Origin of the sequence: Glutamicibacter uratoxydans (assembly GCF_050753455.1) — a bacterium.
Classification (GTDB): domain Bacteria; phylum Actinomycetota; class Actinomycetes; order Actinomycetales; family Micrococcaceae; genus Glutamicibacter; species Glutamicibacter uratoxydans_A.
In genome coordinates, this window is the sequence record NZ_CP192736.1 from 567,336 (window position 1) to 584,433 (window position 17,098).

Here is a 17,098-nt window from a genome sequence, read left to right on the forward strand (position 1 = left end):
GTGACTAAGCGTCAAATGCGTGGGCGCCGCCGCGCCGAAGTAGCTCGCACTAATCCGCTAGAAGCTATTTCGCAGGCAGTATCCTCGAACGCTGGCTCTGTTGGCCGTCAGGCAGCAGTTGTAGCCGCAGCGTCAGGTTTGATCGTTACCTTGGGCGTTCCAGGTCAGGCCACCGCGCCGCGTGACGTCTCTGCGGCACCGGTTGATGTCATCAACCCAGAGCGCGTTGCCGTCAAGGCAGTTTCTGTTGCCGCCAAGAAGGACGACAAGTTCGAAATTGAGCGTGCCGGCTTCACTGCTGAGCCAAAGCCAGAGCCAGTAGTGATCGCAGTGTCTAACGATGTGACTCCCGTCGGTGGCAGCAATGCACCGATGACACGTGAGTCCCGCAACGACAATGCGCCAATGACTCGCGATAACCGCAACCAGAGCAACACTGCACCGAAGACCACCAAGAAGAAGGTCCAGGTTAAGGGGCTGTCCGGTATCGCCGCGACTGCAACCAAGTACCAGGGAACTCCTTACGTCTGGGGCGGAAACTCCCCATCGGGTTGGGACTGCTCCGGTTTCGTACAGTACGTTTACAAGCAGCACGGCATCAGCATTGCTCGCGGTACCTCGGCGATCCTCGGCTCCGGACAGTTTGTCCGCACCAGCAACCCACAGCCAGGCGACTTGGTCTTCCAGCGCGGCGGTAGCCACGTTGGAATCTACTTGGGCGGCGGCACCATGATCGGTGCTCAGAACCCACGTACCGGCACCAACATTCACCCGGTAACCCAGAACCCGCTCTACGGGTACTACACTCTGGCTCGCTAGATCTGACTTATCGCTGATGGCCGGCAACCTGTTTGACAGGTTGCCGGCCATCAGCTGTTTAAGCGGTAAACGGTGGACGCACAGTTAGTGAAGAGTTCGGCAAACTCTGAACGAGCTCTCCACAATCTACTTTCGATCGCATAGGCTTGCGAACAGATGGACTGTCCAACGGCAGCTCGTGGGGTATCAAGTACTTACTGCGCGAGCGGCCCCGGGGGAAAGTACGAGAATGCGTACCTTGGTGCTGAACGCAGGTTACGAGCCGCTATCGGTGGTTTCGTTTCGCCGAGCGCTATTGCTGGTGCTCGCAGAAAAGGCGACGATCATTTCCGCAGACGATAAGAAGCCTGTGCGAAGCGCTCAGAATAGCCTGCCGCGTCCGACCGTTATCGTGCTCAATCGTTACGTCCGGCGCCCACAACGCATGATGAACCACGTAACGCGCCGCGGTGTGCTTCGGAGAGACTCCTACAAGTGCGCCTACTGCGATAAACCGGCCACAACCATCGATCATGTTATTCCACGCTGTAAAGGCGGTGAGAACAGCTGGGAGAACCTCGTAGCGGCTTGTTTCCCGTGCAACAGTCGCAAAGCTGACAAGACCTTGGCGCAGCTGGGCTGGCGCCTACGAGTGACCCCGCGGTGTCCACGGAGCAACGCTCTCTTCCTAACCGGTTTGGAACATATGGAAGCTGACTGGGGTCAGTACCTTTATGCGGGCTAGCGGCTGCTCGAATCAGCGCAAGGTTCCGTGGGACGTAGCAAAGTCGCTATCCGCAGCGCTACTGATCCAAGGGTTGTACTTAGACTCTTTTGAGGCCTGACTCGCCGGCTAGTCACGGACTGAGATTCGGGCGATCGCTTCGGGTAAAACATGCTCACGTAAGAGCGGGGCGATGTCGTTGCGCTGTAAGGCGTCGTGTGGGTCGAGCCAGACTAGCTCCGCTAGCTCGGCCTGAGGTTGCGGAGCGGTGTCGAGCTTTCCGTTAAACAGGTAAGCCCGCAAACCCGTATCCGGTTCATTGGCTGCAAGTCCTTCCCAGCGACCTGCCGGCTCGAGCTCCTCCAAAGTGTAAGAGATGCCCAATTCTTCCTCAATCTCACGTTGGATAGCTTCATGCGGGCTTTCGCCAGGCTCAAGTTTTCCGCCGGGCTGCATAAAGTATTCGGTTCCTCGTTTTCTAACCAACAAGATTTCATTCTCTTCGTTGGTCAGACACGCTGCCGCCACGGTTAAAATCTTCCTCATGAAACGAGGATATCGCGTGTGAAAAAATAGCTCGGAGTGGTAACGTGCATTTAGCGATCTTCAACTACCTAATTGGAGCGACAAGTCACTTCCGAACTCGCACTTTGGGCGGTGAATAGTCGGTTTCAATAATTTGGTGGCTACAGAAGGTTCGATCCATCAAGTTTATAGATCAATGGAGCAGAAATGCGGCGGGGCACAAACCTAGGTCGCTTGGGAGACTTTAACCAAGCGGTCATTCTTGAATCAATACGGCGAGCCCCGGAGGGCATTAGTCGAGTGGAACTGGCCAGCTTAACCGGCCTGTCACCACAAACTATTTCCAATGTTGTACGCAGGTTGCTGGATGATGGCATCGTGCGCGAAGACCGGACGGTTGTTTCAGGCCCTGGGAAGCCTCGAACCGTCTTGGAGCTTGAAGGCAACCGGCTGGTATCCATCGGAATTCACTTGGACCCCAGCGTTTTGACATTTGTCGTGATGAACCTGCGCGGTGATGTTATCCGGGAACGCCGCATCGATGTTCCGAACCTAGAGGTTGCCAGTGAAACCATCGAACTGATGGGTAACACGGTCAAGGAATTGATCGCCGAAGTGCGCATTCCCAAGAAACACATCGTTGGTGTCGGTATCGCAGTGCCGGGACCGGTGAATATCGAAGAAGGGATGATTCTAAACCCGCCATTGCTTGACGGTTGGGCGGATGTAGATATCGTCGCACCCCTTCGGAAGATGCTGCGTTTGCAGGTCATCGTTGAGAAGGACACCATTGCCTCGGCTATCGGTGAGTTATGGCAGGCGAAGGAAGAAAAGAGTGAAGACTTCATCTTCGTCTACTGTGGACACGGATTCGGTGCCGGAATCGTCTTGGACTCCGATGTGCATCGTGGGTCGAGTAATAATGCCGGCGAAATCGGGCACTATTCGACCGGGAAGAAATCATTACTCTGCGAAGAATGCGGTGCCGATGACTGCCTGGCAGCGGGCACATCCTATGAATTCATTGCTAAACAGGCCAAAGAACGTGGCCTAGATCTGCCATACAGCGATGACATGGGGCCCGAACAACGTTCGGAAGGAATTAATCATCTGATTTCCCTCGGGCAAGAAGGCAATGAGATCGCCGCTGCACTACTTCAGGAATCGATGAGTAAGGTCGGCGAGGTGGCCGGTCAGCTGGCAAATTCCTTGGACATTGGCCAAATTGTTTTCGGTGGTCCGCAGTGGGAGCAAGTTAAAGAAATCTGCGAAGAATCAATCACTGCGGCTATCACCCGTCGGTTCGCACTGCGCACCGTCCACGAGATTGAAACGCGTACCTCGGAACTGGGCTCGCAGGTTGGAGCCATCGGTGGTGCCTGCGCGGTGATGGACGCCTCGCTGTCGCCAAAGGCTACCGCCTTGCTATTGCGCTAAAACCTAGGCCTAAATTTCGTCACGAAGAACCCAAAAACCGCATCGGATCAGCAGATCCGATGCGGTTTTTCTGTGGTGCCCCTGGCCGGAATCGAACCGACGGCCTACCCTTTAGGAGAGGGTCGCTCTATCCTACTGAGCTACAGAGGCAAACAGCGTGCTACGCACCAAACAGACTATCGCATCAGTCTGGTTGGCTGTAAATTCAGCGACCTGCCCACGGGGTTAGGGATGCCGTTACATTCCCTCGCGAGCTTCGTGCAATTTCTGCTTCAGTGTCCGATTGAAACGTCGCAGTCCCAACACCAACAGTATGATCGCGGTGGCAATCAACAGAACCCAGCGTCCAATGGTCAAGGTCGAGGCCAAGGTGACCGCCGCAGCGTCCAGTTCGCCGCGGAATAGCGAATCAATTACACGATTGCCCCATAAATCAACAATCACAAAGAGCAACGGCGCCGACCATGCCACCCAGCGGCGAACCCTGTCGGAAATCCACTGGCCGAGGGTCAACAAGCTGAAGAAACCAAAGAGCAATGGGAAAAACATTCCCACCGTGCGGTGTACATAGGCTAGCTGGTCGATGGCTTCGGGACTCATCACCGAACGCAGCTCGGTGATTTGTTCAACAGTGAATCCGAAGATCCGTTGATCAGGCATGGCTAAGCCGCCAGAAGACTCTGTTAACTGCCCCAAGGTCCAAAAATGGTAGTAAAAGAACAATAGGACCGAGGTGGCCAGACCCGCAGAGATCAAAACCATGGCGTTTGATTGAGCTTTGGCTTCGGAACGTACAGCTGTCGGATTCACAACCGGATCGGGGTCGGTCCGAAACTGTGCAGGCTTGCGGTATTCTTTGGTCTTTTTATTCTTCTTGGCCATACACCCATTATGCCGGGCAGCTCACGGCAACTGTGGGAAGTCCGACGTAGACTGAATAGACCATGGACTTCCTTTTCAATGATTTCACCCCGGAACCGGCCGCTCAGGTACTGCCCAACGCTGATGAGCTGTTGAACGGTATGAATCCGCAGCAGTCCGAAGCCGTTCAGTACCACGGTGGGCCACTGCTGATCATTGCGGGCGCTGGGTCGGGTAAGACCCGGGTGCTGACCCACCGGATTGCTTATCTCTTGGCAACTGGCCGAGCCCGTCCGCATGAGATCCTAGCGATTACTTTCACTAATAAGGCTGCCGCCGAGATGCGTGAACGCGCAGCGGAGCTAATCGGTGAACAAGCGGCTAATAAGATGTGGATCTCTACTTTCCACTCCTCCTGTGTGCGCATTCTGCGCCGTGAAGCGGCCACCATTGGATTGAAGTCCAGTTTCTCCATTTACGACTCGGCCGATAGCCTGCGGCTGATCACGATGATTGCCAAATCCCTGGATCTGGACCCCAAACGTTTTACGCCGAAGGGAATCGCTCACAAGATTTCCTCGTTGAAGAATGAACTGATCGATGACGAAGATTACGCGTCAACCGTGAACTCAAACGACCCGTTCGCGCGGGCCGTGGCCGAGGTTTACCGTGGGTACACACAACGTCTAAGATCCGCTAATGCCTTGGACTTTGATGATCTGATTGCCCAAGTGGTGTACATGTTCCGGGCTTTCCCCGCCGTGGCAGATAACTATCGCCGACGCTTTCGGCATGTGCTGATCGATGAGTATCAAGACACCAACCATGCTCAGTACTCCTTAGTGCGTGAACTGACGGGGCCTGACGGGCTGACTGCGCCAGGAGAACTCACCGTGGTCGGTGACTCCGACCAGTCGATTTACGCATTCCGTGGCGCCGATATTCGCAATATTGTGGAGTTCGAGAAGGACTACCCGGACGCGGCCACCATCAAGCTGGAGCAAAACTACCGTTCCACGCAAAACATTTTGTCGGCCGCCAACGAGGTCATCAAACGCAACCCCGACCGCAACGACAAACGTCTTTGGACCGCTAGCGGTGCGGGCGAACTGATCACCGGCTATGTGGGGGAGTCGGAGTCCGACGAGGCGCGGTGGATTGCCGAAGAGATCTTGCGCCTGAACGATGAAGAAGACGTACGCCCCGGAGACGTGGCGATCTTCTACCGCACCAATGCTCAATCGCGGGCCTTGGAAGAACAACTCATGCGCGTGGATCTGAAATACCGGGTTGTGGGCGGCACCCGATTTTATGACCGCAAAGAAATTAAAGATGCTTTGGCCTACCTTCGCGTGCTGGTCAACCCCGATGACGACATCAACGTCCGGCGAATCCTCAACGAGCCTAAACGCGGCATCGGTGACCGGGCAGAGGGTGCCGTCGCAGCGCTCGCCGACCGCGAGCGAATAACCTTCATGCAGGCCCTGGAACGTGCCGATGAAGCACCAGGCCTGGGCACCCGAGGAGTCAAAATGGTCGCCGCCTTCTGCGCGCTGATGAACGACCTGAAAACCGTCGCGGACGGCTCTGGACCAGCCGAGGCGCTGGAAGCTGTTCTAGAACAAACAGGGTACCTAGAGACGCTGCGTTCCTCCAACGACCCTCAAGACGAATCACGTGTCGAGAACCTGGCCGAATTAGTGGCCGTGGTGCGCGACTATGTCAGTGAGGAACCTGAAGGTGGTTTGGAGGGCTTTCTGGAACGGGTCGCTCTGGTTGCCGACGCCGATCAAATCCCAGACGCCCCCAATGACGCAGAAGGTGCGGATATGGCGCGGCGCGAAGGAATGGTCACGTTAATGACCTTGCACACCGCCAAGGGTTTGGAATTTCCGGTGGTATTCCTCACCGGTATGGAACATGGGATCTTCCCGCACCAGCGTTCTATGACCGATGAGAAAGAGCTGGCCGAGGAGCGCCGCTTAGCCTATGTCGGGTTGACCCGAGCCCGCGAACGGCTGTACCTCACCCGTTCAGAGCAGCGCAGCCTCTGGGGGCAATCACAATACAACCCTGCCAGCCAGTTCCTTGAAGAAATTCCCGCATCCTTAATCGAATGGAAGCGCGAAGGTTCCTCCTTTGGCGGGGGCTGGGGCGGTTCCTCCGGCTCGGTGAATTTCGCCACTAGCCGCTATGAGAGTGGCAGCCACTGGGGTGCCGGGACTGGAGCTAGTGCTCCGGTGCGTGCGGCTGCACCCGTGTCCAAACGTCGGATCCACCAGGAGAAGGAAATCGTGGTTCCAAAGGTCGGCCAACGGGTAAAACACGCGAGTTTTGGGGTTGGAGCCGTCATTGCGTTGGAAGGTTCCGGAGACAAAACGGTGGCGAAGGTAACCTTCCCCGACTCCGAGAAACGACTATTGTTACGTTATGCCCCGTTAGAAATTCTCGATTGAGAATCTGCGTCGAACCTCACCAAATAGCCGTTGGGCGCGAAAAACCGTCATTCATGGTTCTCTACAGAGCGTAAAACTGTGAAGTTGCGGAAAGTCGCGCTAGTCTGAGAGATGCGCACGGGCCAAGGCGCCGGAATTCACGCCGACGTGTTGCTCTGCGCTCTCCATTGGGCACGTTGTTGATGCAGCGTGCCGCGAGTCAGCTTGAACTTCGAACGAAGGACACACACCCGTGGACCTGTATGAATACCAGGCGCGCGATCTATTCGAGGCACACGGCGTTCCCGTGCTTGCCGGCATCGTCGCCTACACCCCGGAAGAAGCCAAGGCAGCCGCAGAGAAGATCGGCGGCGTCGTTGTAGTTAAGGCACAGGTCAAGGTTGGCGGCCGTGGTAAGGCCGGTGGCGTGAAGGTAGCGAAGAATGCTGACGAGGCATTCGAGCACGCCAGCAACATTCTGGGCATGGACATCAAGGGCCATACCGTCAACAAGGTCATGATCGCCCAGGGCGCAGACATTGCCGAAGAGTTCTACTTCTCGGTGCTGCTGGACCGTGCTAACCGCAACTACTTGGCCATGTGCTCCGTTGAAGGTGGCATGGAAATCGAGCAGCTGGCAGAGGAACGCCCAGAGGCGCTGGCCCGCATTGCCGTGAACCCACTGGTGGGCATCGATGAGGCCAAGGCCACCGAGATCGTTGACGCTGCTGGCTTCGCCGCCGATGTGCGCGACCAGGTCATCGCTACCCTGCAGACCCTGTGGACCGTATTCAAGGAAGAAGACGCCACCCTGGTCGAGGTGAACCCACTGGTGAAGACCGGTGCCGGTGACATCGTCGCTTTGGACGGCAAGGTTTCCTTGGACGATAACGCTTCCGAGGTACGCCACCCAGCGCACGAGGCACTGGAGGACAAGGACGCCGCCGACCCACTCGAAGCCAAGGCCGCAGCAGCTGGACTGAACTACGTGAAGCTGGACGGCGAAGTCGGCATCATCGGTAACGGTGCAGGTCTGGTTATGTCCACCCTTGATGTTGTCGCTTACGCCGGTGAAAACCACGGCGACGTGAAGCCAGCAAACTTCTTGGACATTGGCGGTGGCGCCTCCGCTGAGGTGATGGCCGCTGGTCTGGATGTCATCCTGAACGACCCACAGGTCAAGAGTGTGTTCGTTAACGTCTTTGGCGGTATCACCGCTTGTGACGCCGTTGCTAACGGTATCGTTGGTGCACTGAAGACTCTGGGCGATTCGGCCAACAAGCCGCTGGTAGTCCGTCTCGACGGCAACAGCGTCGAAGAAGGTCGCGCCATCCTGGCCGATTTCAACCACCCGCTGGTAACCCTGGCAGCCACCATGGACGAAGGCGCCGACAAGGCCGCCGAGCTGGCCAACGCAGCGAAGTAAGAGGGATAAGCGAAAAATGAGCATTTACCTGAACAAGGACTCCAAGGTCATCGTCCAGGGCATCACCGGTGGCGAAGGTACCAAGCACACCGCCCTGATGCTTAAGGCTGGCACCAACATTGTCGGTGGCGTTAACGCCCGCAAGGCTGGCACCACCGTCACTCACGGTGACCAGGAAATCAAGGTTTACGGTTCGGTTGCCGAAGCAAAGGCAGAGACCGGTGCCGACGTATCGATCGTCTTCGTGCCACCGAAGTTCACCAAGGACGCTGTGGTGGAGGCCATCGAAGCCGAAATCGGTCTGGTCGTTGTCATCACCGAAGGCATGCCGGTACAGGATTCGGCCGAGTTCTGGGCCTTGGCTCAGTCCAAGGTTGACGCCAATGGCAAGCAGATTACCCGCATCATTGGCCCTAACTGCCCAGGGATTATCACCCCGGGTGAGGCACTGGTGGGTATTACCCCGGCGAACATCACCGGCAAGGGCCCAATCGGCTTGGTTTCCAAGTCCGGTACCCTGACCTACCAGATGATGTACGAACTGCGCGACCTGGGCTTCTCCACTGCCATCGGCATCGGCGGTGACCCAGTTATCGGCACCACCCACATCGACGCCCTGGAAGCATTCGAAGCTGACCCAGAGACCAAGGCCATCGTCATGATCGGTGAAATCGGTGGTGACGCTGAAGAGCGCGCAGCCGAGTTCATCAAGGCCAACGTCACCAAGCCAGTTGTTGGTTACGTGGCTGGCTTCACCGCTCCAGAAGGTAAGACCATGGGCCACGCTGGCGCCATCGTCTCTGGCTCGGCCGGTACCGCTCAGGCGAAGAAGGAAGCCCTCGAGGCGGCTGGTGTGAAGGTCGGCAAGACCCCTTCGGAGACCGCACGCCTGCTGCGTGAAGTCTACGCTAGCCTCTAAGTCTGCCGCGTCTGACGCTAAGACATAGCGAACCCCACATCCGTTGCTCACCTTATGGTGGGCCGGGTGTGGGGTTTTGTTTTGTGGTTTCTGTGTGGGTTTGGCTCAATCGCGCAAACCGGCGGCCGCCTCGGTATCAACTCGCAAAAATGAGGAACCAACCACCACAAAGGCACCAGGGATTAATAACATCCGGTGCTTTGGATTGTAGAAAATCTCGGTCAGGGATGCGGCAACAACCCGACGGATCTTCTCCAGCAGGTGAACATTCTGCAGCACGAGCTGCTCCTGTTCTGTTTCAATAACCACACTATCTTCCTCGGTGCTTACCTTGGCGCTGAACCAGTCATCGCTTGGCGCATCGATCGTCTCCGATCTAATCAGGGACACGGATATAACCGCCTTCAATTCTTTCTCGTGGTGCCATACCTCATTGTTGGCACACCTAGTCGCGTGTCCTCTCACCGGCTGTGTGGGGGAACGGAAATAGGGCACGCATATCGAATATAACCGTCCTAGCAGTGAAACCGCTGGATAAACGGCAATATTTACCAAGCCGTTATTCGAGTAGTTCCCGAATATCTTGTGCGGTCAAGGCCTTGGCAAAGCCGTCAGCACCGTCCATCACCGTAGAGATCAGCCGGCGTTTGCTCTCTTGTAACGCCACCACTTTTTCTTCGATCGTGCCCTGCGAAATCAGCCGGTAAACCATCACCTGATTTTGCTGGCCAATACGGTGCGTGCGGTCAATGGCTTGGGCTTCCACTGCCGGATTCCACCACGGATCAAGCAAGAAACAGTAATCGGCTTCGGTCAGGTTTAGCCCGAAGCCGCCGGCCTTGAGCGAGATCAAGAACAGGGGTGACTGCCCCTCCTTGAAACTCGCAATGACTTCAGAACGATTCCGAGTTGACCCGTCCAAATATTCGAAGGCAATACCGCGTTCGGTCAACTGCTCGGCAAAGACCTTTAAGAATGAAGTGAACTGGGAGAAAATCAGCGCCCGGTGTCCCTCACTAATGACATCTTCGAGCTGCTCGAAGAGCGCGTCCAGCTTCGAGCTGGGAATGTGTCCCAGAGCAGGATCGACCAATCGTGGATCCAACGCCAACATTCGCAAGTGGGTGAGAGATTGGAAAATGGTGAACCGGTTGCGGTCCATGTCCTCCACCAGATTCAAAATCTTTTGCCGTTCCCGGTTGAGGTGGGTGTCATAGACATGTCGGTGCTCATCGTTCAGGCTGACAAGAACCTGCTGTTCCTGCTTCGCGGGAAGATCCAAGACCACACTTTCCTTGGTGCGGCGCAACATGAAGGGTTTGATCCGGCGGTGCAGTAGCTGCAATTTCTCGCGGTCCCCAAGCGTTTCAATCGGGCGGGCGAATTGTCGATTAAAGACCGTCGGCCCGTGGAACAACGAGGGGGTAGTCAACGACAGTAGCGAACCAAGCTCGGCAAGGTTATTCTCCATCGGGGTACCGGTGACGGCCAATTTAAACGGCGCCTGAATATCAATCGCCGCACGGTGGGCCTTGGTGGAACGGTTCTTCACGAACTGCGCTTCATCCAAAATTAACCCGGCGAAACGAGTTTCGGCATACATCTGGTCGTTTAACCGCAACAGTGTGTAGGTCGTGAGCAGCACATCGTTCTGCTCGGCCAAATCCTGCAGGGCAACGGCCGAGTCTAAGGTTCCGGCCACAGAGCTGACACGCAGCTGTGGTGCGAAACGCCGAATCTCCATTTCCCAGTTGGAAACTACCGAGCTGGGAGCAACCACTAGGAAGGGTGCACGTTCTGCAGTGGTGGGGTTCGAGGAGTCGGCATCCCATAATTCGTGGGCGTGAAGCATCAGGGCGATCGTCTGCACGGTCTTACCCAGACCCATATCGTCGGCCAGGATACCGCCGAAGCCGCCTCGGTAGAGCCGTGAGAGCCAATTGAACCCGTCGACCTGGTACGGGCGCAATTGTGCGTTTAAACCCCGTGGAATGGTCGGGGTCGGCTGATCGGCAACATTTAACAGGGAACGCATGCGTGCGATGAACAGATCTGCGCCGTTGACCCCTTCGGCAAGGTCGCTAAAGTCTTCGAAGAGTGAGACTTGGAAAACCGAGAGCTGGACGTCACCGTTCTTTGGTTTGTCGTTGAGCGACTGTGCCTCATCCACTAAGGCCTTGAGTTTGGCGAACAGCGGTTGATCTAAGGAGAACCAACTATTATCCGGCAGTTTGACCTTCATCGCACCATTGCTCAAAGCTTCCATGATGGTGGCAAAGGGAACCTCATGCTGACCGACACAGACCAGCAGGCCCAGATCGAGCCAATCATTCTTTTCTGAGTCCACCGCATTGATTTTGAGTAGCGGCAATTCGGAGAGCTTATGATAAATCGGTCGTGAGCCGGTTTCGGTGATGCGTACCTGAGGTAAGGCGCGTAGGGCCGGCAGAAGATCGGAAACAAAATCGATCAGATCATCGCCGGGGAAGTACCGCGTCTCTAGGCCATCGTTTTCGCGGCCGGTTCGTTCAAAAAGTACCGTGTTCAACACGTTACGCAGTTCGTTTTCTGCAGGCTCGTCATGGACCAGCTGGTCGTCACGTACACCCGGATAGCGGATGGCGAAATCCACGCGAGCTAAGTCCTTCTCCTGCTCATCGCGTGTGTAGTGAATATCTACCGCGAGATATGGTGGTTCCAATTGGGGGAGCTGGACCTCGGTGCTCACTGAGGACACCGGGAAACGGCGAGCCAAACGAGGGTAGACATCACGGAAGAATTCAGCCTCTTCAGATTGCGGTATCTGCAAAGTCTGACGTCCCAGGAACCAGCGGGTGTATTGTGCCGGCACCGTTACATCGCTAGGTGCCAACCAGATCTGCTCGGTGTCGGGTAGCTGCAGATAGTACCCATGATCGGCGATGGTTCCGGCCGCGGTTTCTTCGTTGACCAGGATGTGGTGCTCACCCATGCGCATATGCCCGGCAATGTTCAGTTCCTGCTCCACACGGTCGGCACGCAGATCAAACGAGGCTTGGCTGCCGAGCTGGATACTGACCGGAGAGCGGGTGCCCAGGAATTCGATGCCCAGTTGCTGAGCTTCGGCGAGCATCGGCCACAGCAGGAAGGAAGCGTAGCTGTCTAGGAAGAGCCAGTCCTCATCTACTTTGAATTGCAGTTGGGTGTTGCTGCGCGCCAGTGCGGCGAAACGGGTAAACCAGTGGTGCTGGGAATGCAGCAGATTCCAACCAAAGGTCTTAAACGCGATGGTCGTCCAACGCAATTGGCCACGGACCCACCGGTTGTCCCCGCCACGCACCATGGGTCGCACGCCCAAACGGAACCGCTGATTACGGTTGAGGAACTGGGTGGTGCCCGAAGGTAGCCACTGCTGCTGTGCCTGATTCTTCATATCGAAGAGTAAGAACTGCAGTGCCATGGGATTGACCGGAGCGGAAACCGATTTAGTTAACCCCACGGGGCCTAGAGGTTCAATCTTCTCGAACCAGTTCTCTACGCTCCGCCGCCAGCCGCTGCTCTGTTCGGCGACTGCTGGCGCTAAAGCTCGTGGTCGGGTGGCAATTTTATTGCCCGCTACCGCCAAGGCAGCCCCATGTTCACAATCCACGCCGGCAGCGCAGGTGCAGGAGAATTCCTCGATGTTCCAGCCACGCCCATGATCTTTGAGCGTCAGCTCAACTTGGAACGATTGTCCGTCTTTGTGAACCGTCCCGCTGAGTTTGCCTTCGTCCTGAGCAAATTCCACTCCGGTGACGGCCTCGGGATCCTTGGCTAGAGCTTGGCCATAGAAGAATGGTCCGTTACCGAAGCGGGAGAGTAACAAACGAGAATCCAAGGTGGGAGGCACAGCATTGGTCATCCTCTCATCGTTTCACGTTCCTGCCCGGGGTGAAAGTTCGGGACTCCGGAATATCACAAAGTTTGCGCCAAAAACACTTATGGCGGGAATGAAGCTCATTCCCGCCAAGCAGCTGCAGCGTGCGTTGTCGCTAAATTCCGGTGGCTCCAAAGAGAAGACCGAGGCAGTACGTTACCGCTGCCGCGCCCCAACCGATGGTCAGCTGTCGGAGACCACGTTTAATCGGGGACGCTCCGGAAAGCAGACCGACCACCCCGCCGGTGAACAGCAAAGCGGCACCAACCAGACCGGCTGCGAGCAGGATTGCCGGTAGTCCGGACATGCCGAAGATGAAAGGCAGGATGGGGATCAGCGCGCCGGAGGCAAAAAAGAGAAAAGAAGAGGTGGCAGCGCCTCCGGCAGATCCCAATTCCTCATGCTCGCGTTCGAGTTCTTCGCCGTGCAGCTCCGGTTGCAAGGACAGTGAGGGGTCGCAATCACAGGCAAACAGTCCCATACGCTCGGCTGCCCGGTGTTCGGCAGCCTCATCACTCATGCCGCGCGCCTTATAAATCAGCACCAGTTCGTTAGCTTGGAGGTCGAGGTTGGGTGCCACGGAGAGGGTGATCTGTGTGGGCCTAGAAGCGGTGAGCAGTTCGCGTTGTGAGCGGACGGAAACATATTCTCCGGCGGCCATCGATAGGGCTCCGGCCAGCAACCCGGCAATCCCCGAAAATAAGACGAATGACGAGGCCACGCCCGTTGCTCCGATGCCCAGAACTAGGGCGAAGTTGGACACTAAGCCGTCATTGGCGCCAAAGACGGCGGCTCGGAAGTTTCCGGCTAAGCGGGCTCGCCCGGCGGTGGCTAATGCCCGAACCACTTCCTCGTGGACCTGTTCATCGGCAGCCATTTGAGCCGTAGCATCCGAGTCCTTGGCGTAGGGCGAGTCCCCTTCCGCGCGTTGGGCGAGCGCTAGGACGAAGACCGAACCAAAGTTGCGTGCCAAAAAACGCAGAAAGGTACGTTGCAAGGAAGGGCGAGTATCTTTGGCGTGCTCACCTAGGAGATTACGCCAGTGCGCCTCGTGGCGTTCTTCCGCCTCGGCTAACCCCAACAGCACCTGTCGTTCTTGGCCGGTGCGACGGGTCGCCAGCTCGCGATAGATCGCGCCTTCGGCGATCTCATCGGCTAAGTACTTGCGCCAGCGGCGCAGTTGCGCCGGTGTGGGGGTGGGATGCGGGTTATCGGTCATCACAGCAGTGATTCTCCTCTAGCAAATGTCCTAGCCGTGTCTGGCACGGTAGGCGCAACCCTGGCCGGAGCCAAGGAAATGTCATCGCCCTCTAGTCTAGTAACTAGGCTCGTTTCGAGGAATTTCTCTAGCTGAAAAGTGACGCGCGCACCATCCGGTTGGCGCTGTGCAGGCGTGCGAAGCACCAATTCGGCGGTATCCGGATCGAAGGTCGGGGCGGTCGTACTGCGCGCCAAGGTCCGAAAGAGTACCTCGGGTTGCCTGGTATAAAACTCGACCCACTGCCCAGATAAGGAAAATTGAAGTTGGCCGGTGTTCAGGTCGAGGATGGGTAAGACGCGGATAACAGGCACGATGGCCAAGACCTTTCACGGTTAGCTCTTGCCGGTGGCGAAGATCAGCCACAGACCGCTTCTTCATCCGAACCACCCATGAACCTGGGGTTGGTGTGCGGCCAGTCGGAGCTTGGCGCCGCATCTCGTGAAGCAACACTTTGATCCTACAGTGCCTCCGCAATGCCCTTTAACCGTTCGTAATGTTCCTTCCACTCGGTGGGACTTAGGTCCGGGAGGTTGGTATTTCCGCGAGTGAATCCGATGCTGCCATCCAGTAACTCACGCAGCAGATCCAGCTGCCCGGCATGCCGTGCGGTTTCGGTGCACATGTGGATCAGTAGATGCTCTAAGGTGGTCGCTGATTGCTCACCCCACCACGGAACGAACGCGGGTGCGGTAAGTTCCAGCTCGTCAATGGCGGCATTGGAGGCGCTGATGGCCTGTTGATAAAACTCTCGGACCTCGGCACTGCTCACCTCTTTTTCGACCACGAAGTCACCCAGCGGGTCATCCAGTTTGAATAGATCTAACGCACGTTGATTGGTCACTGGACGTTTGAGGCAGTAGGAGAAATAGCCGAACTCGGTAAAGGCTAGATGGTTAATAATTCCCAGAATGCTGCTCCCGCTGGGAACCAGCGGGAGGCGTAACGCGGACTCTGAGAGGTTTTCGGTCTTCCACAGGGCAGCGGTCCGGGACTGATCGAGGTAATCGCGTAATCGGGCTTTGCGAGCAGCGTCATTCAGCGTCATGGGCAGAGTCTAGAGGAAGTAAATTCGCAGACATAGAGGGCCGAACGATTTTTCTGGTAGCAATGTGCTGAGACCAGCAGCTGGATACAGGGTCGTCCCTCGCCGGAGAGCCCATGGGTGAGCTTTCACAGCCTGAATGCTGCGCAAGCTCACCCATGTCCAAGGCTTCCACTCAAGTACAGCCACACCGGGCTTACTAGGAGCGCGTCCTAGGAGTGCACGTCTTCTTCGGAACTGGAACCGGAAACTCGGCGATCCCAGTTGCTAAGAACTTGAGCGTCAGTTAACCCGGTGTTCAGTGACACCCCGATGTAGACCAACGCCGAAGAAATCAAGCCGAAGTAAATTGGCTCGTTGGCATACACGCCGCCGAAGGCGACATCCGACTGAATTTCCAGCACGATCATGGTGCCCAGAGTTACCGCGGTGCCGGTGGCCATGGACCATGCAGCGCCCAACCCGTTACCGCGACGCCAGACCAGACCGCCAAGGATCGCAATGAACAGTCCGCCGACCAAAATTCCGTAGGCGATGGTCAGGGCGGCAACGACGTCATCGACAATGATCGCTAATCCCATGATGATCACTCCCAGCCCAAAGACCCACCAGCGGTTGGTGCGCACATCTTCTTCGGGGTTATTGGAATCATCCAGCGAGACCTTCCGACCAAACCAGCTCGCCACAAACGGTGCCACGTCGGTGCGGGCCACCGTCGCAGCGGCAATCAAAGCACCTGATGCGGTGGACATCATGGCTGCTACCGCGGCGGCCAGCACGAACCCGCCCACGGCAACCGGCAAGAGCTGGATGGCCACTTCGGCGTATACCGCATCGGGGTTAGCTTCGGCTTCCGCCGCAATACCTGGAAGTGCCACGCGGGCGCCCATGCCGATGATGGCACCGGCAGCGCCATAGAACACGCAGTAGATACCGGCGGATAAGCCGCCCCAACGGGCTACTTTATCGCTGCGCGCGGTAAAGACACGCTGCCAAATATCTTGGCCGATCAACAGACCCAGCCCATAGACCACAAAGTAGGTGATGATGGTTTGTAATCCGATGCCATCCCATTGGAAGAACGACTCCTCCAAGCGTTCGCGCATCTGGCCCCAGCCGCCGCCAGCACCCAGAACGAAGGGCAACATCAGGAAGAACACGCCGATGGTCTTGATGAAGAACTGCACCTGATCGGCGAGCGTGATGGACCACATGCCACCAATGGAGGAGTAAATCAGCACGATGCCGCCGCCGACGAGAATCGCGAGCCAGCGGTCCCAATCGTAGAGCACCACGAAAATCGTTGCATAGGCGCCGGTGGAGGTTGCGCAGAGCATCAGCGTGTAGGCCAGCATGACAATACCCGAGGCGTTGGTTGCTGCTTCGGAGCCATAACGCAGTGAGAGCATCTGCGAGACCGTGAAAATTTTCAAGCGCTGAATCTTCGGGGCGAAAAACAGTGAGAGCACCGAGACGCCTACGCCGATGGCCACCACCAGCCACATGCCGGAGATGCCGAAGCGGTAACCTAACCCGACGCCACCTACGGTGGAAGCGCCACCTAGCACGACCGCGGCCATGGTACCGGTATAGAGCATGGGTCCTAAGCGACGCCCAGCCACCAGATAATCCGAGGTTGAGTGGGTGCGGGACTTACCCCACCACCCAAAGGCCAGCATGGCCACAAGATAGAGGGCAACAATGCCACCGTTGACAAAATCCATGGGAACTTCCTTCGGAGCTTATGCGATGTGTCACAAGAATGTCAGGAAAAA

Annotated in this window: 13 protein-coding genes, 1 tRNA gene and 1 riboswitch; of the genes, 6 read left to right on the forward strand and 8 right to left on the reverse strand. The window is 56.8% G+C overall.

Translation table 11 applies throughout. The features are described 5' to 3' along the window. A complete protein-coding gene (locus tag ACQQZ8_RS02765; RefSeq protein ID WP_431711190.1) occupies window positions 1-819 on the forward strand; it encodes a C40 family peptidase in 819 nt (272 codons plus the stop codon). Between the two features lie 427 nt (window positions 820-1,246). Next, entirely contained in the window at window positions 1,247-1,543 is a 297-nt protein-coding gene (locus ACQQZ8_RS02770) for an HNH endonuclease (protein ID WP_431712116.1), read from the forward strand. Window positions 1,544-1,651: 108 nt separating this feature from the next. On the opposite strand, the gene ACQQZ8_RS02775 is transcribed toward ACQQZ8_RS02770, so the two are convergent. Next, window positions 1,652-2,068, reverse strand: coding sequence for an NUDIX hydrolase (locus ACQQZ8_RS02775; RefSeq protein ID WP_431711191.1), 417 nt, complete (start codon window positions 2,066-2,068; stop codon window positions 1,652-1,654). A gap of 213 nt (window positions 2,069-2,281) precedes the next feature. Here ACQQZ8_RS02775 and ACQQZ8_RS02780 point away from each other — a divergent pair, with 213 nt between their 5' ends. Further along, window positions 2,282-3,484, forward strand: a complete 1,203-nt coding sequence (locus ACQQZ8_RS02780) for an ROK family transcriptional regulator (RefSeq protein WP_431711192.1) — start codon at window positions 2,282-2,284, stop codon at window positions 3,482-3,484. 73 nt (window positions 3,485-3,557) lie between these two features. Here the strand turns inward: ACQQZ8_RS02780 and ACQQZ8_RS02785 are convergent. Both ACQQZ8_RS02785 and ACQQZ8_RS02790 read right to left on the reverse strand, forming a co-directional pair. Beyond that, window positions 3,558-3,634: transfer RNA gene (locus tag ACQQZ8_RS02785), tRNA-Arg, on the reverse strand. A gap of 87 nt (window positions 3,635-3,721) precedes the next feature. After that, entirely contained in the window at window positions 3,722-4,366 is a 645-nt protein-coding gene (locus ACQQZ8_RS02790; protein ID WP_431711193.1) for a hypothetical protein, read from the reverse strand. 62 nt (window positions 4,367-4,428) lie between these two features. Here ACQQZ8_RS02790 and pcrA point away from each other — a divergent pair, with 62 nt between their 5' ends. From pcrA to sucD, 3 genes are all read left to right on the forward strand, one after another. Continuing rightward, window positions 4,429-6,801, forward strand: a complete 2,373-nt coding sequence (gene pcrA / locus ACQQZ8_RS02795; RefSeq protein WP_431711194.1) for a DNA helicase PcrA — start codon at window positions 4,429-4,431, stop codon at window positions 6,799-6,801. A gap of 232 nt (window positions 6,802-7,033) precedes the next feature. Beyond that, window positions 7,034-8,206 (forward strand): ADP-forming succinate--CoA ligase subunit beta, encoded by a 1,173-nt coding sequence (gene sucC / locus ACQQZ8_RS02800; RefSeq protein WP_431711195.1) that lies wholly within the window; start codon window positions 7,034-7,036, stop codon window positions 8,204-8,206. 16 nt (window positions 8,207-8,222) lie between these two features. Continuing rightward, a complete protein-coding gene (gene sucD, locus ACQQZ8_RS02805) occupies window positions 8,223-9,125 on the forward strand; it encodes a succinate--CoA ligase subunit alpha (protein WP_431711196.1) in 903 nt (300 codons plus the stop codon). 105 nt (window positions 9,126-9,230) lie between these two features. Here sucD and ACQQZ8_RS02810 read toward each other — a convergent pair whose 3' ends face one another. From ACQQZ8_RS02810 to ACQQZ8_RS02830, 5 genes are all read right to left on the reverse strand, one after another. Beyond that, the gene (locus ACQQZ8_RS02810) at window positions 9,231-9,515 is read right to left on the reverse strand and encodes a hypothetical protein (RefSeq protein ID WP_431711197.1); all 285 of its coding nucleotides are present in this window, start codon (window positions 9,513-9,515) and stop codon (window positions 9,231-9,233) included. Between the two features lie 169 nt (window positions 9,516-9,684). Continuing rightward, window positions 9,685-13,005: an SNF2-related protein gene (locus ACQQZ8_RS02815; protein WP_431711198.1), complete on the reverse strand. Its 3,321-nt coding sequence runs from the start codon at window positions 13,003-13,005 to the stop codon at window positions 9,685-9,687. A gap of 130 nt (window positions 13,006-13,135) precedes the next feature. Then, window positions 13,136-14,239, reverse strand: a complete 1,104-nt coding sequence (locus ACQQZ8_RS02820) for a VIT1/CCC1 transporter family protein (RefSeq protein WP_431711199.1) — start codon at window positions 14,237-14,239, stop codon at window positions 13,136-13,138. A 372-nt stretch (window positions 14,240-14,611) separates the two neighbouring features. After that, window positions 14,612-14,725: riboswitch (SAM riboswitch) on the reverse strand. 13 nt (window positions 14,726-14,738) lie between these two features. After that, entirely contained in the window at window positions 14,739-15,326 is a 588-nt protein-coding gene (locus ACQQZ8_RS02825) for a DinB family protein (RefSeq protein WP_431711200.1), read from the reverse strand. A gap of 209 nt (window positions 15,327-15,535) precedes the next feature. Continuing rightward, window positions 15,536-17,047 (reverse strand): sodium:solute symporter, encoded by a 1,512-nt coding sequence (locus ACQQZ8_RS02830; protein WP_431711201.1) that lies wholly within the window; start codon window positions 17,045-17,047, stop codon window positions 15,536-15,538. Window positions 17,048-17,098: the final 51 nt, after the last annotated feature.